The following is a 21,392-nucleotide window of genomic DNA, read 5'->3' as shown; positions in this document are numbered from 1 at the left end:
ATGGGAGCTTTAAACACTAAAATTATTTATCGTTTTTTAGGAATAACAGCCATTTTAAATGGTCTGTTTATGTTTATTGCGGTTCCTTTTAGTTTGTATTATGATGAACCCGAGAAATGGGGAATTTTAAATGCCGGAATTATCACCATTTTTATTGGACTAATTTTGTACTTTACAAACAAACCTAAAAGTACAAATATTCATAAAAAAGAAGGGTATTTAATTGTTACTTTAGGATGGCTAACTCTTTCTTTTACAGGAATGTTACCTTATTTACTTTCTGATGCCATACCAGACATTTCTAATGCCTTCTTTGAAACTATTTCTGGTTATTCTACAACAGGATCGTCCATTTTAACAGATATAGATGGCACATCTAAAGGAATTCTTTTTTGGAGAAGTGCTACACATTGGATTGGTGGAATGGGAATAATTGTGCTAACTGTTGCTATTTTGCCACTTTTAGGAATTGGTGGTATGCAACTGTTTATGGCTGAAGCTCCAGGCCCATCTGCAGATAAATTACACCCAAGAATTACAGACACCGCAAAAAGATTGTACTTAATATACGTTACACTAACTTTAGTTGAGTTTTTATTACTAAAACTTGCAGGAATGACTTGGTTTGACGCCATAAATCATGCCATGGCAACTATGAGTACTGGTGGTTTTTCTACAAAAGGTGCAAGCGTTGCTTTTTATAACGACAAGCCTTTTATACAGTACATAATTACCATATTTATGTTAATTGCTGGTACTAATTTTGTACTTACTTATTTTGCTTTAAAAGGTAAAATACAGAAGGTTTTTAATAGTGAAGAGTTTAAATATTATTTCTTTGGTATTTTAGGCGTTTCTGCGATAATTGCTGTACTTATTACCTTTTTTCAAGATCCAAATCTACAAACCACTCTTGCACATCCAAAAGTTTTAGGAAATGTAGAAAGTGCTATAAGACATTCTTTATTTATGGTTACCTCTGTAGTTACAACTACTGGTTTTGTAACCGCAGATTTTACCATGTGGAATTTCTTTGCAACCGGTATTTTCTTTGCTTTATTTTTTACGGGTGGCTCTGCAGGCTCTACAAGTGGTGGTGTAAAAGTGGTTAGACATATAGTAATGTTGAAAAATAGTTTTTTAGAATTTAAAAAAGCCATACACCCAAATGCTATTATTCCCGTAAGGTATGATGGCCAATCTGTAAATGAAAATATTGTTTTCAAAATTTTGTCTTTCTTTATTATTTACATGCTTATTTTTATTTTGTCTTCTGTAATTTTAACTCTTTTTGGTTTAGATTTTATGTCGGCAATTGGCGCAGCTGCATCTTCTTTGGGTAATATTGGCCCAGCAATTGGTTCTGTAAGTCCTGTTGATAATTTTGCGCATTTAAGCAATAGTGCAAAATGGTTTTGCTCTTTTCTAATGCTTATTGGTAGGCTAGAATTATTTACTGTTCTCATCTTATTTACACCGTTTTTCTGGAGAAAAAATTAGTAGATATTACCCCATATATAACTCCATTTTTATAGAAAAAAAGTATATTATTCTCTTTGAAATACAATTGAAGCATACTATAGTAGATGTTTATTAAGTATTAAGTATTTTATTGCAAAAGTTTTTATTTTTTTTTAGCGAATCTTATTTCACTAAAAGTCCCAAGATCATATAAAGTAAAAACAATACTGCAAGATCTAAGGTGTAAATAAATTATTGTGTCCACTTTATTTTTTTGAAACCTTTTTAACTGTATTTTTATGGAAAATAACTATTTTTATTTTTAATGGAAAAACAAACAGATTTCTTATTTAAAACAATAGAAGACAAAACAATTGCTTGGTTTAAAAACAGTAATGACTATTTGGTTTTAGAAAACACGGCAGCAGATATTATTAAAAGATTACACAAAGGTATTTCTGTTAAAGAAATAGCCAGTGCTCTATCTAAAAAATTAGCAGTTCCCTTAGATAAAACTATAGATTTTGTTTTAGATTTAGAAACCAAAATATACAATACAAAAACAATTGTAAAAACCAATATAGAAAACGATTATAGAGACATCACACTTCCTAAAAGTTTCCAATTCACCAAATATTACAAAATAAACAATCTTGTATTTAAGGTAGAATTTTCTACAGAATATGAATTGTATTTAGTACACCCAAAATTTGCACATTTAGCGACTGAAAATCTGGAATTTATCTCCCATACTTTTTCGGTATTTCTAGAAAATAATGCAGTTATTTTATACGTAAATTCCCTTTTTATTGGAGCATGGCATAAGAAAGAAATTCATTTTTTTCAAGGGAAATTTTCTATGGAACTCATTCAGAAAATTCATCAAAAACAAGAAAAAGAATGGATGGGCGTTTTTCATGCCTCTGCTGTTTCTAATGGTGAAAAGTCTATCTTATTTTTAGGTGATTCTGGAAATGGCAAAAGCACTTCTTTAGCCCTTTTACAAGCAAATGGTTTTACATGCTTGGCAGACGATTTTGTGCCCATAAGCGCTGCAAATAAAGAGGTATATGCTTTTCCTGCATCTATCTCTATCAAAAAAAATAGTTTAAAAGCCTTACTGCCACTATATCCTGAATTAGAGCATTCAGCCGAATTTCATTTTAAAAGATTAAATAAAATTGTACGTTATTTACAACCAAATAACAACAACTTTAAAGCTCATTTACCTTGTAAAGATTTAGTTTTTATTAAATATGATGCAAAGAGCAATTTACTAGTAGAAAAAATAGCGAACCTTGATGCTTTTCAACAATTAGTTCCAGATTCTTGGTTATCACCAGAGCAAAAAAATGCAGAAATATTTTTAAATTGGTTTCAGTCTTTAAATTGCTACCAAATTACGTATGCTAATAATAAGAAAATGATTGATACAGTTTCTAAAATATTTAATAATGAACTATAAAGAAACGCTTTTTTTTGTTGCCAAATGTTTAACCATTTTTTTTGAAAAAAAGAATAAAAAAGAAATTGAAGAACAACTAAAAAATGAAGAAATAGATTGGGATGCTGTTGTTAAATTAAGCACAGAACATTACGTTTTTCCTGCATTGTATTGCAATTTAAAAAGAGCCAATTTTTTACAGTATTTACCTGAAGAGTTGGTAAATTATATGGCACATATAACTACTTTAAACCGAGAGCGAAACCAACAAATAATTGATCAAGCTAAAGAAATAAATCAACTCTTATTAGAAAATAATATTACTCCCATTTTTTTAAAAGGTACTGGTAATCTTTTAGAGGGTTTATATGAAGATATAGCAGAGAGAATGGTTGGTGATATTGATTTTCTTGTTGCTAAAGAAGATTGTAACAAAGCTTTTGAAATACTTAACAACTCTGGTTATAATAAGTTAACTGAACTTTATGACGACTTTAGACATTTACCTAGATTAACATCTGCTAATAAGATTGCAGCTGTTGAAATTCATCGTGAAATGATTAAAGACAAAAAAGCCTCTTTTTTTAACTTAGATAGTATAAAATCTACCGTTATTAGTAAAAATAACTGCAAAATACTGTCTCCAGAAAATCAAATTAAACTTACTATTTTCTCAAAATTTATAAATGATGATGCCTACATTTTAAAATCTATTGGTTTAAGACCAGCTTATGATACGCTCTGTATTTTTTATGCCTCTAAAATTAATTTACAATTAATTGAAGAAAAAAAAATGAAAAAAGAACTAAACACTGGTTTACGACTTTATGCTACAATTTTAGACAAACCCAAAAAAATGTTTTTTTTTCCTGATGATGAAAACAAAAAGTATGTAGATAAAATAATAAAAAGTTTAGATAAAAATAATTCTAAAAATAAATTGTACACAAGATATTTATTTATATCAGAAAGATTTAAAATTTTAGTAAAGGCATTGTATAAAAAAAACTATTTTAATTTTGTTTTAAGCAAAGTTTTTGAAAGAAATTGGTACAAAAGAAGATTTGGTATCTAAATCAAACGCTTAACCTCTTCAAAATCTAACCCACCATAATTACCAGAGCTCATTAAAACCACTGCAGATTTTTCTAAATTCTGATTAAATAAAAAGTGCTTAAATTCTTCTGGATTAGTATAAATAATCAAATCATCTCGTTCAAAAGCATTGGCTATTTGTTGTGCTGTAACTTCTTCTAATTGTTTAATTTTAACTGCGTGTGGTGAGTAAAAAACAACTGCTTTATCTGCAAAATTTAATGCTCCTTTATATTCTGCCAAAAACTCTGCATTTAAACTAGAATAGGTATGTAATTCTAAACACGCCAAAACTGTTCTTTTTGCGTATTGCTCTTTTACAGCTTTTGTAGTTGCTGCAACCTTAGATGGCGAATGTGCAAAATCTTTAAAAACTACAGTAGTATTACTTTCTGCAATCTTTTCTAAACGTTTACTTGCTCCTGAAAAACTGGCAATTGCTTCATAAAAATCGTCTTCATCTATACCCATATGCTGACAAATCCATTTGGCACCTGCTAAATTTTGAAGGTTGTGTTTACCAAAAATTTCTAAAGGTAAATCGCCTTCTTCCGTTTCTAAATAAGTAATTCCGTTTTCTATAAAATGTTTGGGCGTTTCATAAGGATACTTCTTAATATGATTTGTAGAAGATTCTACAACATCTTTCACGTTTTCATCTTCTATATTATACACCATACTTCCGCCATTTATCATGGCATCTGTAAAAATAGAAAACTGTTCTTTATAATTTTCAAAAGTTGGAAACACATTTATATGATCCCATGCAATACCGCTTAACAACGCAATATTAGGTTTATATAAATGAAATTTAGGCCTCATATCTATTGGCGAACTCAAATACTCATCTCCCTCTAAAACTATAAAATCGTTTTCTTCGGTTAAATGCACCATGGTTTCAAAACCTTCTAATTGTGCACCAACCATATAATCTACTTCTCTTTCGTGATAATTTAAAACGTGTAAAATCATAGAAGTTATGGTTGTTTTTCCATGAGAACCACCAATTACAACTCTAGTTTTGTCTTTAGATTGTTCGTATAAAAACTCTGGATAAGAATATATTTTTAAACCTAATTCTTGGGCTTTTAATAACTCTGGATTATCTTTTTTTGCATGCATTCCTAAAATAATAACATCTAATTCTGATGTTAATTTTTCTGGAAACCAACCAAATTCATTTGGTAATAAACCATACTTTTCTAAACGAGATTTAGAAGGATCATGAATCGTATCATCACTTCCTGTAACTTGGTATCCTTTTTGGTGTAAAGCAATAGCTAAGTTGTGCATTGCGCTACCACCAATAGCAATAAAATGAATATTCATTATAGAGAATTTAAGCTGTAAAAATACAAAAGCTCAAAACAATATTTGTCATATTTAGAACGAAACTCAATCGAAAATTAGTTTTACGCGTTTTAATGCATGGTTTACTCATTTTAAATTGTATTGCTTATTAAATTAAACGTGCTTTACAAAACTAAATCTATTTGTTTATGATAAAATAAAAGCCACACTTATAGTCGTTATCCTATTTTCTAGCATTTCTAACGCGCAGCAAAAATTTGAAGATTTATGGCTAACGGTAGAAAGATTAGAAGTTGATAACTTACCAAAATCTGCATTAGCAATAGTAAAAACTATTTACACAAAGGCAGAAATAGAAAATAATGCACCTCAATTGATAAAATCGCTTTTATATCAAAAAAAATTTGCACTAACATTAGAGGAGAATGCACAACTTAAAGTAATTACAAATTTTAAAAAACACATTGCGAAAAGTAATTTTCCAACAAAAAATGTTTTGCAAAATATTTTAGCCAATTTATATTGGCAATATTTTACACAAAACAGATATAAATTTTATAGAAGAACAACAGTTGCTAGAAACTCAGTAAGCTCTTCGTCAGACTCATCAAGTCCTTAGTCAGACTCAAGACAGGACTTTAGAACTTGGGATTTAAACTCACTTTTTAAAGAAATACCCATCTATTTTAATGCTTCTTTAGCGAATGCTGAAAAACTTCAAAAAGTACCAACAAGAGATTTTTCCGCTTTTTACAAATCCAAAAAGAATCTAAAAAATACAGATTTACCTTATTTGATTTATTACAAATAAAACAAAGTTAAAAGTGGGCGATTTAATTACAGTAAGAATAGAAATTAGTTCAGATAGAGATATGTAATTTATTCACCTAAAAGACATGAGAGCCTCTGGTGTTGAACCTATAAATGTACTTTCTAAATGCAAATAGCAACACAATTTAGGATATTATGAAAGCACTAAAGATGCTACAACAAATTTCTTTTTTAATACGTTACCAAAAGGTATTTATGTTTTTGAATATGATGTAAGGGTAAACAATGCTGGTAATTTTAGTAATGGAGTTACAACGATACAAAGTATGTATGCACCAGAATTTAGCAGTCATTCTAAAGGTGAGCGCATAAAAGTAAATTAGAATGAATATTAATCAAAAAAAACACAAATCTTATAATTTTATACCAATTAAAAATATACTTTCGTATATCTAAAAATTATAAAAAATATTATGAAAAAAGTATTCGTAATCTTAAGTCTAGTATTTGCAGCAACATTTGCTGCAAATGCGCAAACAATTTCAGACAATGCAATTGGATTGCGTTTTAATGGAGGAGATGGCTTAGGCGCAGGTATTTCTTATCAAAAGAAATTAAAAGAAAACAATCGTTTAGAAGTTGTATTAAGTTTAAGAGAAGAATTTAGCAGCATTAAAGGAACTGGTTTATATGAATGGGTTTGGCCATTGGAAGATAGATTTAATTGGTACGCAGGTTTTGGTGCTGGTTTCGATTCTGGATTTTCTGCCTTATTTGGAGCTGGCGTTGTTGGTATAGAATATAACTTTAAAGTACCTATATTAATTTCTTTAGATTATAGACCAGAAGTAGGCATTACTGGTAATTATGATGGTTTAGGCAATAGTGTTGCATTATCTGTGAGATATCAATTCTAGTTTTATTGCTTAGAAATAGTAAATCCCATTCAAAATTATTTTTTTTGAAAGGGATTTTATTTCAAACAAAAAAACTATTGAACTCTTTTTAAAAGAAAACTACGTTTTAACAGCAGAAAACTGCACAATTTTTAAGGAAAAACACACAAAAAAAGGTGTTTTATAGTATTGGTTTTATTCATTTTTAACTATTTTTTATATTTTATAAAAAACATAAAGAAGCATGTTTAGGGGCAATTGGCAGTTCTACAGGACCAGATTTACAATTTGAAGTTTATGACAGTAATAACAATTTACTAGATCCTTTTATTGGGCCATGTAATGCAATTGTTTCTTGGTGTAAAAACCAACCTGACTACTATGCTCCAAATATAAATGTTGCATTAACACATAGTTCTCCTCCAAAACTTAATACTTGTTCGCAAAAAGAAATCACCAATATTAGAAACGATTTTTTATAAAATTCTAATATTACTTTAGCCGCCTACTTTAAGAATCAAAAAGCGAGTACAAATCCAAATTACAACCTAACTGGCCCAGGAGGATTTAGTATGGATTGGAATAAAAGTTTTACAAATAATTTTGACAGTTCTTTTTGGTTTTGGCCCATAAGCAATCTAAGTAATTTAGGAGCATATACTTTTACGGTTACCTATAAAGGCAAACAATTGCGCATAAATTTAATGTAGTAAGCGTATTAAATGTAACTTCAGAAAATATAAAAGAATTTAAAATAGTTACCAATCCTTTAAGAGATGTGTTAAAAATAAACACCCTCAACAATACAGATGTAAAAGATTATAGTACAATTATATACAATAATTTAGGGCAAGAAATTTATAAAAACAATGCATTAACAACTAATTTAAATGTTCAGTTCTTAAACACAGGTTTGTATATCGTAAAAATATACAGTAAACTAAATAACGCTTCTAAATCTTTTAAAGTGATTAAAGAATAGTTCTTTTTAAAATAATAAAATTACAAACTAAATCTGTTTCCTAAAACACTTGCTCTTTTAGGAGGCAGATTTAGTTTTTTAACACTACCCTACTTGGTGTATCTGTGCCATCTATTATACTTTTAGTTCCTTTGGCCACAGCTTGTATGGTTTGTGTAATTACTGTCATATTTAAAGTTTCTGCTTCATCAGATAACTGATGATAATCTGGATCTACATCTATTGGTGTTGTAGAAAATGTATGCGAAGGAACACCTAATCTTGCTAAAGACGCATTATCTGATCTAAAAAATAAATTGTACTTCTTGTAAGGATCTGGAAATAACTGATAACCTGTACCTTCTAAATTTTTCTGAATAATTTTACCAAAATCACTTCTTTCAAAACCGGTTAACCAAGCTGTATTTGGCCCAAAACTTGGTGTTTTGCCAATCATTTCTAAATTAATTCCTGCAACAAATTTACCAGCATCAATTCCTTTACCAAAGTGCGTAGAGCCAATTAAACCCATTTCTTCGGCTGTAAAAGCAGCAAAAACTATGGTTCTTTCATTACCAATTTCTTTAAAATATTTTGCTAATGTTAAAACTCCTGCAACTCCAGAAGCATCGTCATTTGCACCGTTGTAAATTAAGTCTCCTTCTCCACTTTCTTTTTTTCCTAAGTGATCATAGTGTGCAGAAATAATTACAATTTCGTCTTTTTTACTTTTTCCTTCTAAAACACCAATAACATTAAAAGCTTTAATTTTTTCTTTAGTTCTTCTGGCTTTAAAATCAAAATTTTGTCTGTATGTTTCTAAACCATTAAAGGTAGATAGACCAATTTTCTTAAACTCATTTTCTATGTAAACCGCTGCTTTTTCAATACCTGGCGTACCTGTTTTTCTTCCTTCCATGTCATCAGAAGCCAAAGTGTACAAATGTTTTCTAACCAAATTAGAGTCTATTACAACTTCAGACTTAGCAGATAAACCTGCTTTTCCGGTTTTGCCATCTGCCCCGCCTTTTCCTATATTTATAGAAATGCAACCCAAAACAGAAACTATAATCGCTAATAAAATACTTGCTTTTTTCATTTAAAGTTAAATTAGGCTATAAAGGTACTACTTTTAGTAATTATAAAAATCATTAACGCTTTAAAATAAAGCTACAGAAGTAACCATAAAAAATATGTATTTTTGCCCAAAAATAGATTAAATGATTCTTTCTGAAATTCCTAATATAAAAAACACCGATGCTAATAATTTCTTTTTGCTTTGTGGCCCTTGTGCCATAGAAGGTGAAGAAATGGCTTTAAGAATCGCGGAAAAAGTAATTAAAATTACTGACAAACTAGAAATTCCATATATTTTTAAAGGAAGTTTTAAAAAAGCAAACAGAAGTAGAATAGATAGTTTTACAGGAATTGGCGACGAAAAAGCCTTAAAAATTCTTCGCAAAGTTTCAGAAACTTTTAATGTGCCAACAGTTACTGATATTCATGAAGTTTCAGACGCTACAAAAGCTGCGGAATATGTAGATGTTTTGCAAATTCCTGCATTTTTAGTACGTCAGACAGATTTGGTGGTTGCTGCTGCAAAAACAGGCAAAGTAGTCAACCTAAAAAAAGGGCAATTTATGAGTCCTGCTGCCATGAAACATGCCGTACAAAAAGTAAAAGATGCTGGCTCTAACAAAGCGTGGATTACAGATAGGGGCACCATGTTTGGTTACCAAGACATGATTGTAGATTTTAGAGGAATACCAGAAATGCGCGCCTTTGCACCCACTGTTTTAGACGTTACACACTCTTTACAGCAGCCAAATCAAACTGCAGGTGTAACTGGTGGTAGGCCAGAAATGATTGAAACTATTGCCAGAGCAGGCGTGGTAAATAATGTAGATGGTTTATTTATAGAAACCCATTTTGATCCTGCAAATGCAAAATCAGACGGTGCAAATATGTTACATTTAGACAATTTAGAAGCACTTTTAACAAATTTAGTAACTATTAGAAAAACCATAAATAGCTTGTAAAATTATTGCTTTTTGGGCGTTTTAACAGGCTTTCACTACTCGCTTTTTTTCTATATCCTGAATTAAATTCAGGATCCAGAAAAAAGAGCTCAAACAGGTCGTTCAATCCCTAACGCAAAGTCGAAAGCTTCAATCCCTAAAGTAAATTCGATGTATTCATAAAATTTCTAACAAAAAAGGCACAATAATTGTTTAACAAAAAGTGTAAACTTTATAAAATATGAAACAATTTCATTTGCTTTTTTTATTCATTAGCATTGCTATAAATTCTCAAGAGTATGCTAAAGTAGATCATCTTGTTTTAAACTACCCAAGATTTACTAAAGTAGAAAACCTTGCTAAAAAAATAGAGAAAGACTTTTCTACAAATAAAGAAAAAGCAAGAGCCGCCTTTATTTGGTTAGCAAATAATATAAATTACGATTTAGAGGAATATTACAACCCCAAAAACAGACGCTACAGTTTTAGATATCGCAATGAAACTGAAAGGCTACAAAAAATACAAGAAGCCAAAGAAAAAATTGTAAATATTGCTTTTAAAACTAAAAAAGGCATTTGCGAACAATACGCACAAGCTTATAAAAAAATTTGCGATTTGCTAGAAATAGAGGCAACAGTAATTAGTGGTAATGTTAGAAACAGCGCTAACGAAATTGGCATTATTAAAAATAAAACTAACCATGCTTGGAACGCAGTAAAAATAGACAACAAGTGGTTGTTATTAGATGCAACTTGGGCTGCAGGCTCAATAATAAATGGCAAATGGATTAAAAGTTACAATAATTACTTTTACAACATTCCCAAAGAAAAAATATTTAAAACCCATTTACCAGAAGAAAGTATTTGGATTTTACGTTTTGGACGCATAACAACAAAACAGTTTTATAATCAACCCATTTACAACCAAGGCTTATTAAATTCTAAAGCAGAATTATTAACTCCTAAAAATGGAACAATTGCTCCAGACAAAGAAAACAACATTCAACTAACTTTTGAAAATTTTAATGAAAACGCAACGCTTATTTATAATTTTACAGGAAATAGAATCGCTAAAAAACCTTTAAAAGAAATAGTACGTAATACCACAATATTTACCATACCAAACGCCAAAAGAAATTCTGAATTAAATATTTTTATTAATGGTAAAATTGCATTGCAATACAAAGTGCTTTAAAGTTTCTTCTTATAAAAACCATTCCCTTTCAATTTAAAAGCTTCATCTAAAACAGATAATAAAATGGTTTCATTAATATCTTCAATAGCAAAATAGCGCAAAGATTTTACCACTTTTCTATTGTCTGTAATTAAGTGCTCGTTGTATTTTTCTAAAGGTTCTTCTAACCAAAAACCTACATCTACAAATCCTTTTTTTTGAGATGAATTTAAATAACAAAAAGGTTTATTTTCTAAATAATAAAAAGGCAATTTCCATTTGTATTGCAAATCTACATCAGAAAAATTGCGCTCTATTAAAATTTGCAAATGCAATAAAATATTTTTAAAAGGCTCTGGCTGATTTAAAATATGTGCTTCTGCCGGTTTCATTAACTAAAAATTAGATGTGTTTTGTATATTTACCTAAGTTATAAAATTTATGATAAACGAAGACTTTACCACAGAAGAAAATAAAAATCATTTTAAACTAGCGGGTTTTACAAGTATTTTAATAGGTGCTTATTTTTTAATTTCTGGTTATGCGATAGAAACTATTTTAAACGGCTTTTTAATTGATGACAATCCATTAGCCATGATGTCTCCAGAAATTATAGAAATGGTAATTATAACCATTGCTATATCGCTATTTCTTTTGGTGTCTTTTACTCTTTTTTTTAGCGCAAAAAGAAAAGCTAAAAGAGAAAACGATAAACTTTGGACTGGCAATTCTAAAAATGTCGCTAAAAAATATATTTTTCTAAATAGCATTACTTTTATAATTCTTATTTGTTTGCTAAAATTTGGGGAAATCAATCTTATAACTCCAGTTTTTCTTATTCTTCACGCTCTTTTATTAGTGCTCTTTCATTTAAAAGAAAGAAAAGGACTTTTAATATTGGCAGGTGTTTGTTTATTATTTGCAATTATGTGTTTTGTAATGCCAAATTATTGGTCTTCGTCAATTTCAATTTTAGGTATTGGTTACATGGCTTTTGGCATTAATTATAGAAAATAAAACGTGCTTATATTTCATAAAAAACACGTTTTAGTTTATGTATTGAGTTTTTGCAGCTAAGTAATTTACAAAATTATTTTCCAGAAAAATACGCATACTATTGTAAGCTTGTTTTAGCTACTTCTTTTAGTTTTTTAGACTTACTTGCTTATACGTTTGGTATAATTTCTATAATATTTATAGAAAATAGTCTTAACAACTAGCTAAAATCTCGTTTAATTTTACGAATAATATCTTCTAAACCATTTAATTTTAATTCATAAACCAAGGCCATTTGTTGACCTAACTTCCCTTTTGGCAATCCTTTGTTTTTATACCAAACAATATAATGTTCTGGTAAATCTATTAAGAATCGGTCTTTAAATTTACCAAAAGGCATTTTGGCTTTAGCTAAATCTATTAAAAATTGTTGATTTTGTTCCAAAAAAAAATATTTTTATGTGTCTTGTAAAGGTCTTAATTTAGGTTTGGTAATTGCTATTTTTAGCTAAAGATTTTTAATTTTATTTTTTCTTTAATACTAGCAGTTGTAATACTTCTAACTTTTTGTACTTTTGCAGACCGCGTTAGGGATTGAGCCTTTCGCTTTCGCTCAAGACAAGCTCATTGTTTGCGTTCTTTTGTGTAATGTAATGGAACAAAAAACGAGTAGCGAAAGCCCGACCACACTTTTTCTGTGCGGTAACGCCCTAAAAAATGGTATTATTTTGTACTGTTTTTTTTATGTTCTTTGAAAAAATATAATGAGAATCAATTCTGTTACTCAAATTAGAAATTTATGATTTTTAACTTGTCTATAAATTGTTTTAACGGATAATTTAAATATTAAAATTGAATAAAAATATCCCGAAATAAATTCGGGATCAATTCGATTACGCAAATTAGAAATTTATAATTTTTAACTTGTCTATAAATTGTTTTAACAGATAATTTAAATAGTAGAATTAAAGGAAAGTATCCCGAAATAAATTCGGGATCAATTCGATTACGCAAATTAGAAATTTGCTATCTCATTGAGGGGACGACTGGTTTTGACAGCAAGGTCAGTGAATTTGTAAGCATACCGAGTTATGAAATAACACTCGTAAAACCTAATTTCAACTTTTTAAACGGCGAAGATAACTACGCTTTAGCTGCATAATTCGAATTATAGTAGAATTTGCCTAGGCGCACAAGGTGCGCAAGCTTTATGTCCACGAAAAGCCTTGGTTTATGGCGTTTCATTTTTGGGCATCGTAAAAATAAACATAGAAAACCTACTACTTCGTTAGGTTTTTGAAAGTAAAGAAGTTAAGCTTAAAGTGGATTGTTCTTAATCAGCTTTTGGTCGAAAATTAAGTAAGAACTAAGTATGTAGAAAGCTTTTTGGCTGCTTGTTTGGACCCGAGTTCGATTCTCGGCGTCTCCACAAATTAAAAAAATCCTTCAAATAACTTTGAAGGATTTTTTATTTCTCAATAATTGTATTTTAATTGAAAAAAATGTAATTTTAAACAAACTTACTCCCACCAAACCTTAAAAACAAAACTTCTAAACAATAATTTTTACATCAAAAAAATTAATTGTTTTATATTGCCAATAAATACTGCAACTTGAAAAAAATAATAGTTTCTGTTACCAATGATTTAACTACAGACCAACGTGTTGCCAAAGTTTGCGATTCTTTAAAATCTGCTGACTTTGAAATATTACTAATTGGCCGCAAACTAAAAAATAGTTTACCACTAGAAAGAGACTATAAAACAAAAAGAATTCGCCTACTCTTTAACAAAGGTTTTTTGTTTTATGCAACGTACAATTGTAGATTATTTTTTATCTTATTATTTACAAAAGCAGATATTTTACTTGCTAACGATTTAGATACTTTATTACCTAATTACCTAGTAAGCAAGCTAAAAAAACAAAAGTTAGTGTATGATAGTCATGAGCTTTTTCCTGAAATCCCTGAACTTGTACATAAAAAATTTGTGAAAAATATTTGGTCTAAACTAGAAGGTTTTTTTGTACCTAAAATAGAAAACTGTTACACGGTTTGTGATAGTATTGCCAATTATTATAAAAACAAATATCAAACAAAATTTAAAGTAATTAAAAATTTACCTTTACAAAAGAATAGAACTAAAACGGATACTCTTGCATTTAAAACAAATCATAAAAAAATAATTTTATATCAAGGTAGTGTAAATTTAGGGAGAGGTTTAGAACTTATAATTGAAACAATGCCGTATTTACCAAATTATGTTTTGCTAATTGTTGGTACTGGTGATATTATAGAAGATTTAAAGCAGTTGGTTCAAGATAAAAACCTACAACAGCAAGTTAATTTCTTAGGTAGAAAAACACCAAGTGAATTGCAACAAATAACTCCTATAGCAAAGCTAGGCATTAGCTTAGAGGAAGATTTAGGTCTAAATTACAGATATGCTCTACCCAATAAAATATTTGATTACATACAAGCAGAAGTACCCATTTTAGTGTCTAATCTGCCAGAAATGAAACAAATTGTTACACATTATAATGTTGGCGAAATTGTACAACACAGAAAACCAGAAAAGCTTGCGGAACAAATTAAAAATCTAGCAGAAAAAGATTTTAAAGCTGCGCTTAAAAATGCAAAAGAAACATTAATTTGGGAGCAACAAGAAGATAAACTACTTACTATTTTTAAGAATTTGGTGTAAGTAGGACAAACGAAAAGCGTTAAAAACAACTAAAGAATTACTTTGAATAGCTACGTTTTTCCAATTAAAATTCAGTAAAAAAGTAAGTTTAAATCTTTTTAATTTAAAATAGGCACGTGTTAAATTAGTATCTGAAAAACTAAGTTGATTTTGCTTTAAAAGAAAGTTTAAATTGCGAAGAGCCATAGCTGTTTTATTTACAAAACTTTCATTAGAATCAATTCCCAAATGGTAAATCTCATTTTCTATTTGTACAATTTTACAGGATGATTTTTCTATTTCTTTAGCAAAAATTAAATCTTCGTAACCATACTTAGTAAGTTGCTCATCAAACAAAACAGTATTAAACGCTTTTTTATGGATTAAAAAGTTTGCGGTAAAAAAATACTTATCTGGCCTTTGTTTTCTTATTGCAATCGCAATTTCTTCGTGCTTTTTGCCATAACTATAACGCAGTAATTTTTTATGCTCTGAATATGCTTCGTATAAAATTCCGCCACAAAAAATATGTTTGCGCTCTTTACAACAAGAAATATAAGTTTTAATAAAATTTTTGTTTGCTGGTTTTACATCAGCATCTAAAAAAAGTAACCAATTGTATTGGGCGGTTTTTGCTAATAAATTACGAATAGCACTTCTACCAATATTTGTTTCTAAACTTTTAAAAACTGCATAAGAAAGTGTATTTATTGCTTCATTCTCTTTATTTATAGAGGCTTTAGAGCCATCATCAAAACAAATAATTTCAAAAGAAATATTTTCTAAAACTAATTGCTGATGCAATTCTGTAACTAAAGGGAACGCATTGTAATTATATGTAGGTATTAAAACAGAAAGCATTATACTTGTGCTTTTTGCTGCTGTTGGGCAACTTCAAACAAAGCACCACCTTCGCACTTAATTGTTTTTTGTTTAAACTTAACAATAAGTTGGTAATCGTGCGTAGCCATTAAAATAGTTTTTCCGCTTTTATGAATGTCATTTAACAATTCCATAACTTCCATAGAGGTTTTTGGATCTAAATTACCTGTTGGCTCATCTGCTAAAATTAACTCTGGATCGTTAAGTAAAGCTCTTGCAATAGCAATGCGCTGCTGCTCGCCACCAGAAAGTTCAAAAGGTTTTTTATAATATTGCGTTTTCATACCCACTTTTCCTAAAACCTCATATATTTTAGTTTTCATTTCTTCTTTGTCTTTCCAGCCAGTAGCTTTTAAAACAAAGTTTAAATTCTCAAAAACAGTTCTATCATTTAATAGTTTAAAATCTTGAAAAACAATACCAATTTTTCTTCTTAAAAAAGGAATATCTTTTTCTTTTAAATTTTTCAAATTGAAGTCTACAATAGAGCCTGTACCTTTTTGTAAAGTTAAGTCTCCATAAAGTGTTTTCATTAAACTACTTTTTCCACTTCCTGTTTTTCCTATCAAATAAAAGAAATCGCCTTTATTAATAGTTAAATTAACATTAGACAATACCAAATTATCTCTCTGATATATTTCTGCTTTCTCTAATTTTAAAACTGGTTTTTCCATATAAATAGTAGTTTTTACAAACTTATAAGTTTCTAACGATTTTTTACTATGAATTCATAACAATTCTTACTTTTGACAAAATTGTTATTTTAATTTTTACAGATTCATCCAACAAAATAAAAAATTTTGCGTTAATAATTTTAACCAGAAAAAATAAATGTATGACTTTACGTTTTTTTATAAACCTACTCTTTCTCAATTGTCTTTTATGCACGCCCTTTATTAGTTCTGCACAACAAACTATTGCAGATACTGGCAGTCTAAAAGAATATACAAATGCAATGCAACTCTATAACCATAAAGCCTATGCTGTTGCACAAAAAACATTTACAAAGGTAAAAACAAACACCAAGCTTAGTACTAATATTAAAGCAGATGCAAGCTTTTTTGAAGCCATGTGCGCCATCAAATTAAATCAACCTAATGCAGATAAAAAAGTAGTTGCTTTTGTTGAAGAATACCCAAATAGTCCTAAAAAAAACATCGCTTTTTTTAATGTAGCTAACTATTATTTTGCCAATAAAAAAGCAGCGTATGCTTTAAAATGGTTTCTTAAAATAGATACAGCTGAACTTTCTATTGAAAATAAAAAAGAATTAAACTTTAAAACGGGCTATGCACTGCTAGTTACCGGAAATTTAACCAAAGCAAAAAACCGATTTCTACCGCTAATTAACGATGCTAAATATGGAGACGATTCTAGATATTATTATGGCTTTATAGCTTACAAACTGGAAGATTATGGAGTTGCTGAATCTACCTTAAAAGAAATTGCCGACAACGAATCTTACCGCGCAGAAATTTCTTATTATTTACTAGACATTAGTTTTAAAGCTGGTAAATTTAAGCGTTGTGTAGCTGTTGGTAAAAAATTATACCCAACAATAGACAGAAAATTAAAATCTGATGTTGCTAAAATTATAGGTGAAAGTTATTTTAATTTAAAACAATATGCAAAAGCTATACCCTATTTAAAAGAATATAAGGGCAAAAAAGGAAAGTGGAATAATACAGATTTTTATCAATTGGGATATGCCTATTATAAACAAAACGACTTTAGAAATGCCATAGCTAATTTTAATAAAATTATTGATGAAAAAAATGCAGTTTCTCAAAATGCATATTATCACTTGGGGGAATGTTACATGAACTTAGACAAAAAACTAGAAGCATTAAATGCTTTTAAATCGGCCTCTGAGATGAGATTCAACAAAAAGATACAAGAAGATGCCGCTTTAAATTATGCAAAACTAAGTTATGATGAAGGAAACCCTTTTAAGCCCGTGGCAGAAGTTTTACAAAACTATTTAAAAACGTACCCAACTTCTGCAGCATACAAAGAAATTAACCTTTTAGTAGTAACCTCTTTTTTAACACAAAATAATTTTGATGGTGCCTTGCAATTTTTAGCAAAAAAGAAATCAGCACAAAACACAAAACTAAGTAGAGAAGTATCTTTGTACAGAGGTTTACAGTTGTTTAACCAAAGTAAATACGAACAAGCATTACCCTTTTTTGCAGAAAGTAAAAAGGCAGACGCTGCTATTATAATACAAAAAACGCAATATTGGGAAGCAGAAAGCTTGTACAGATTAAACAATTATAAAGAAGCTTTAAATAAGTTTTCTAATTTAAATGACATTTTAAAATCTAAAAAATCAAAAGATTTTAAATTGATTACCTATAATATGGGCTACAGTCTTTTTAAATTAAAAGAATACAACAAAGCAGCAAACATGTTTACTACATTTTTACAAAAAGATAGTATTACAGATGCAGTAAAATATGATGCTTTAATTCGTTTAGGAGATAGTTATTATGCGAGTACCAATTACAATAAAGCTATAAATAGCTACAAAAAAGTTACAGATAATGCTGGTTTAGGTGCAGATTATGCACAATATCAAATAGGTATGGCTCACGGTTTTTTAAACCAAGACAATCAAAAAATTACTGCGCTTAAAAATGTGGTAAATAACTACCAGGTTTCTAACCTAAAAGATGATGCGTTATACCAATTAGCCAACACGTATTTAAAGTTAAAAGATGTTGAAAACGCAAATAATGCATTTGATAGATTAGCAGAAAAACATCCAAAAAGTATCTTTTTACCAAGAGCTTTATTAAGACAAGGTTTGCTTCTTTTTAATAATAATAAAAACAAAGAAGCTATACTACGTTACAAAGAAGTGGCTGCAAAGTTCCCAAACTCGCCAGAGGCTTTTGAAGCCGTTACAAATGCAAGAAATGTGTATATAGATGATGGTAATTTAGATGGTTATGTAAATTGGGTAGGTACTTTAAAATTTGCAAATATTACCAATCAAGAATTGGATGATACTAGTTTTGCAATTGCCGAAAAAAACTACAGGACATCTAAAAATGAAAAAGAAATTATTAAAAAACTACAAAAATATATTAAAGATTTTCCTGAAGGAAAAAATGCCATAAAAGCAAACTATTACTTGGCTGATACTTATTTTAAAATAAAGAACTTTAAAAAAGCGAAACCTTATTACGATTTTATTGTAAACAAAGCACAATCTAATTATACAGAAGAATCTTTAAATAAATTAGCACAAATATATTTAAACGAAGGAGATTTTAAAGCAGCCTTACCACTTTTAAAACGATTAGAATCTGAGGCTTATGTATCTGAAAACATATTATTTGCACAAAGTAATTTAATGAAAGGATATTTTGAAACAGAATCCTACAGTAATGCTATTAATTATGCCAAAAAACTATTACAAAAAGACAAATTAGAACTACAGATTAGCAAAGATGCTAAAGCTATAATAGCCAGATCTTCCATTAAAACAGAAGATTATGATACTGCAAAAGAATATTATAATATATTAGAAGAAAATGCCAATGGCGAATTAAAAGCTGAAGCGTTGTATTACAATGCTTATTTTAAAAATAAACAAAAAGACTTTGAGGCATCTAACAAAATAGTACAAAAACTAATTGCAAATTATAGTCAATTTAAATATTGGGGTGTAAAAAGTTATGTAATAATGGGTAAAAATTATTACGGTTTAAAAGATGTATACCAAGCTACTTTTGTTTTAGAAAATGTAATTGCAAACTTTAAAGAATACGAAGATGTAATTACTGAGGCACAATTAGAACTAAAGAAAATTAAAGAAAACGAAGCCAAAAGAAATAATTCAATCAATCCAGAAAAAAAGAAGTAATGAGAAAGCGTTTACCACTTCTTGCAATACTATTGGCTTTTATTTCTTTGCAAGCGCAAGAAAAAAAGAAAGATACCTTAATAAAGCCAGAGGTTGTAAATATAGAAACCAAATACAACCCAAAAATTGCTAATGTTAATAAAATTAAGACCAATCCTAAAATAGAGTTACTGCATAAAACCAAAAAGAAAAAACTAGACTACACTATTTTTTCTGCTCCTGTTGCTTCTACGTTTTTACCTAAAACAGGTGTGGTAAAAGGTATAAATGTTGGTGTAAGAGAGCGTATTTACAATAACTATTTAGCTGCAGGCTATGGTAACTTTAATACCCCTTATGGAGAGTTACAACTGTATCACCACACTCGTTTTAATAACGAATTTGGTATAAATGCAAAATACAACGCATCTTACCAAAAAATACAAAACACTATTTTAAATAGTACTTTTTCTAATTTTAACGCCAGCGCTTTCTATAAAAAAGAAACCCGTTATTTTGATTGGAAAATTACTGCTGAAACGCAACTAAACAGCTACAATTGGTATGGTTTGCCAGAAATAGATTTTACTAAAAACACTATAAATAGTATTGAAGAAGCACAAATGTATACTTACGCCAAATTAGAAAACTATTTTAAAGTATATGATTCTTACATAGATAGCGCTAAAATAAATTTTTCTTTTTTTAGTGATGCATTTAATAGTAGCGAAATATTAGCAAATTTTAATGTCAATCTAAATTTTCCATTAGATTTCATTAGTCCAAAATTAAACGAAATTTCTGTAGCAACAGACTTAGAATATCTAAAAGGTTTTTTTAGTCAAAATTACAGCAAAACAAGCAGTATAAATTACAATCAAATTACAGCGAGAATAGACCCTAGTTATACACTAAATTATTTAGGTTTATTTCTTAAGGCTGGTGTAAAAACTGCAATTTCTCTAGATCCAGAAAATGATGCCAATAATGTTTTAGTTTTTCCAGATATATTAGCGAAACAAGTAATTTTAAAAAAACACATAAACCTTTATGGCGGTATTACTGGTAACCTACATACCAATACATATCAAGAATTTGCAGAAGAAAACCCTTTTATCTCGCCTAACTTGTTTATCACTCAAACTGCAGAAACTGCAAACTATTTTCTTGGTTTAAACGGTAATATTACAACATCTTTAAATTACAATATAAAAGCAGCTTATAAAACTGAAGAGGACAAGCCTTTATTTGTAAGAAACAATTCTAAATCTAATGGAGTTACAAACACCTTTAACAATCAGGTTTTAAAAGGATATGAATTTGGAAACTCATTTACCGTTTTTTACGATGATATTAATACAACACAATTCACTGCAGAGATGGAGTACTTTTACAATAAAAACTTAACTTTTTCTACTGGTTTAGAATTTAACAATTATACAGTTACAAACGCTTTAGACAGTTACAATTTACCTGATTTACAAGGTGTTTTTTTAGCAAAGTATAAAACACAAAAGTGGTTTGCAACTACCAATATATTTTACGTAGCTGCACGTACAGATGTCCTTTACAATTCAGAATACCCAAGTGCAATATCAAGTTTACAATCGCTAAATGCATTTGTAGATGTAAATTTAAATGGTGGCTATCACTTCAATGATAAATTTTCTGCTTTTCTTAGGTTAAACAACATTTTAAATACAAATTACCAACGCTTTGCAAACTTTAATGTACAAGGTTTTCAGGCTTTAGGCGGTTTTACCTATAAGTTTGATTTTTAAAAACTAAAAAATACTAAAGCATACCATTAAAAAAAATCGATTTAATAATTAATACAAATCTTCTTCGG

Annotated in this window: 19 protein-coding genes, 1 other RNA gene and 1 pseudogene; 15 read left to right on the top strand and 6 right to left on the bottom strand. The window is 29.1% G+C overall.

Translation table 11 applies throughout. The features are described 5' to 3' along the window. The 3 genes from Q0684_RS01210 (at nt 1) to Q0684_RS01200 (ending at nt 3,980) form a co-directional block, all read left to right on the top strand. Complete coding sequence (locus tag Q0684_RS01210; RefSeq protein WP_299012219.1) at nt 1-1,500, top strand: potassium transporter TrkG; 1,500 nt, start codon at nt 1-3, stop codon at nt 1,498-1,500. Between the two features lie 286 nt (nt 1,501-1,786). Further along, nucleotides 1,787-2,926: a hypothetical protein gene (locus tag Q0684_RS01205; RefSeq protein WP_299012218.1), complete on the top strand. Its 1,140-nt coding sequence runs from the start codon at nt 1,787-1,789 to the stop codon at nt 2,924-2,926. Then, entirely contained in the window at nt 2,916-3,980 is a 1,065-nt protein-coding gene (locus tag Q0684_RS01200) for a nucleotidyltransferase family protein (RefSeq protein WP_299012217.1), read from the top strand. Before Q0684_RS01205 ends, Q0684_RS01200 begins: the two co-directional genes overlap by 11 nt. Here the strand turns inward: Q0684_RS01200 and Q0684_RS01195 are convergent. After that, the gene (locus Q0684_RS01195; RefSeq protein WP_299012216.1) at nt 3,977-5,329 is read right to left on the bottom strand and encodes a Mur ligase family protein; all 1,353 of its coding nucleotides are present in this window, start codon (nt 5,327-5,329) and stop codon (nt 3,977-3,979) included. The two genes, Q0684_RS01200 and Q0684_RS01195, sit on opposite strands and share 4 nt — an antisense overlap. A gap of 355 nt (nt 5,330-5,684) precedes the next feature. Between Q0684_RS01195 and Q0684_RS01190 the strand changes: the two genes are divergently transcribed. The 4 genes and pseudogenes from Q0684_RS01190 to Q0684_RS01175 all read left to right on the top strand — a co-directional run bounded on the left by Q0684_RS01190 (nt 5,685) and on the right by Q0684_RS01175 (nt 7,960). Then, the gene (locus Q0684_RS01190) at nt 5,685-5,930 is read left to right on the top strand and encodes a hypothetical protein (RefSeq protein ID WP_299012215.1); all 246 of its coding nucleotides are present in this window, start codon (nt 5,685-5,687) and stop codon (nt 5,928-5,930) included. 181 nt (nt 5,931-6,111) lie between these two features. After that, a pseudogene (locus Q0684_RS01185) lies at nt 6,112-6,465 on the top strand (hypothetical protein); the annotation flags it as partial. Between the two features lie 90 nt (nt 6,466-6,555). After that, nucleotides 6,556-6,999, top strand: a complete 444-nt coding sequence (locus tag Q0684_RS01180; RefSeq protein WP_299012214.1) for a hypothetical protein — start codon at nt 6,556-6,558, stop codon at nt 6,997-6,999. A gap of 667 nt (nt 7,000-7,666) precedes the next feature. Further along, complete coding sequence (locus Q0684_RS01175; RefSeq protein WP_366140172.1) at nt 7,667-7,960, top strand: T9SS type A sorting domain-containing protein; 294 nt, start codon at nt 7,667-7,669, stop codon at nt 7,958-7,960. 70 nt (nt 7,961-8,030) lie between these two features. Here Q0684_RS01175 and Q0684_RS01170 read toward each other — a convergent pair whose 3' ends face one another. After that, entirely contained in the window at nt 8,031-9,038 is a 1,008-nt protein-coding gene (locus tag Q0684_RS01170; protein WP_299012213.1) for a M28 family peptidase, read from the bottom strand. Between the two features lie 121 nt (nt 9,039-9,159). On the opposite strand from Q0684_RS01170, the gene kdsA reads away from it, so the two are divergent. Next, complete coding sequence (kdsA, locus tag Q0684_RS01165; protein WP_299012212.1) at nt 9,160-9,978, top strand: 3-deoxy-8-phosphooctulonate synthase; 819 nt, start codon at nt 9,160-9,162, stop codon at nt 9,976-9,978. A 220-nt stretch (nt 9,979-10,198) separates the two neighbouring features. Then, a complete protein-coding gene (locus Q0684_RS01160; protein ID WP_299012211.1) occupies nt 10,199-11,152 on the top strand; it encodes a transglutaminase domain-containing protein in 954 nt (317 codons plus the stop codon). On the opposite strand, the gene Q0684_RS01155 is transcribed toward Q0684_RS01160, so the two are convergent. Further along, a complete protein-coding gene (locus tag Q0684_RS01155; protein WP_299012210.1) occupies nt 11,149-11,523 on the bottom strand; it encodes a DUF1801 domain-containing protein in 375 nt (124 codons plus the stop codon). The genes Q0684_RS01160 and Q0684_RS01155 overlap by 4 nt on opposite strands. A 49-nt stretch (nt 11,524-11,572) precedes the next feature. On the opposite strand from Q0684_RS01155, the gene Q0684_RS01150 reads away from it, so the two are divergent. Together Q0684_RS01150 and Q0684_RS13500 are read left to right on the top strand one after the other, a co-directional pair. After that, nucleotides 11,573-12,148 carry a hypothetical protein gene (locus tag Q0684_RS01150; RefSeq protein ID WP_299012209.1) on the top strand — a complete coding sequence of 192 codons (576 nt, stop codon included), beginning with the start codon at nt 11,573-11,575 and terminating at the stop codon, nt 12,146-12,148. Nucleotides 12,149-12,189: 41 nt separating this feature from the next. Continuing rightward, nucleotides 12,190-12,351, top strand: coding sequence for a hypothetical protein (locus tag Q0684_RS13500; RefSeq protein ID WP_366140171.1), 162 nt, complete (start codon nt 12,190-12,192; stop codon nt 12,349-12,351). On the opposite strand, the gene Q0684_RS01145 is transcribed toward Q0684_RS13500, so the two are convergent. After that, nucleotides 12,348-12,572, bottom strand: a complete 225-nt coding sequence (locus tag Q0684_RS01145) for a DUF3820 family protein (RefSeq protein ID WP_299012208.1) — start codon at nt 12,570-12,572, stop codon at nt 12,348-12,350. The genes Q0684_RS13500 and Q0684_RS01145 overlap by 4 nt on opposite strands. A 593-nt stretch (nt 12,573-13,165) precedes the next feature. Between Q0684_RS01145 and ssrA the strand changes: the two genes are divergently transcribed. Next, nucleotides 13,166-13,559: a transfer-messenger RNA gene (gene ssrA / locus Q0684_RS01140) on the top strand. Between the two features lie 181 nt (nt 13,560-13,740). Further along, a complete protein-coding gene (locus Q0684_RS01135; RefSeq protein ID WP_299012207.1) occupies nt 13,741-14,829 on the top strand; it encodes a glycosyltransferase in 1,089 nt (362 codons plus the stop codon). Here the strand turns inward: Q0684_RS01135 and Q0684_RS01130 are convergent. Together Q0684_RS01130 and Q0684_RS01125 are read right to left on the bottom strand one after the other, a co-directional pair. Next, nucleotides 14,800-15,669, bottom strand: coding sequence for a glycosyltransferase family A protein (locus Q0684_RS01130; RefSeq protein ID WP_299012206.1), 870 nt, complete (start codon nt 15,667-15,669; stop codon nt 14,800-14,802). The two genes, Q0684_RS01135 and Q0684_RS01130, sit on opposite strands and share 30 nt — an antisense overlap. Beyond that, on the bottom strand, nt 15,669-16,364 hold the full coding sequence (locus tag Q0684_RS01125; protein WP_299012205.1) for an ATP-binding cassette domain-containing protein: 696 nt from the start codon (nt 16,362-16,364) through the stop codon (nt 15,669-15,671). The genes Q0684_RS01130 and Q0684_RS01125 overlap by 1 nt, the downstream gene beginning before the upstream one ends. 161 nt (nt 16,365-16,525) lie before the next feature. Between Q0684_RS01125 and Q0684_RS01120 the strand changes: the two genes are divergently transcribed. Together Q0684_RS01120 and Q0684_RS01115 are read left to right on the top strand one after the other, a co-directional pair. Further along, complete coding sequence (locus tag Q0684_RS01120; protein ID WP_299012204.1) at nt 16,526-19,564, top strand: tetratricopeptide repeat protein; 3,039 nt, start codon at nt 16,526-16,528, stop codon at nt 19,562-19,564. Further along, a complete protein-coding gene (locus tag Q0684_RS01115) occupies nt 19,564-21,324 on the top strand; it encodes a hypothetical protein (protein WP_299012203.1) in 1,761 nt (586 codons plus the stop codon). Before Q0684_RS01120 ends, Q0684_RS01115 begins: the two co-directional genes overlap by 1 nt. Nucleotides 21,325-21,392 lie beyond the last annotated feature (68 nt).

This window comes from uncultured Polaribacter sp., from assembly GCF_947503875.1.
Lineage (GTDB): Bacteria > Bacteroidota > Bacteroidia > Flavobacteriales > Flavobacteriaceae > Polaribacter.
The sequence above is the reverse complement of the archived record's forward strand: the minus strand, read 5'-3'. Positions and strand labels throughout refer to the sequence as shown.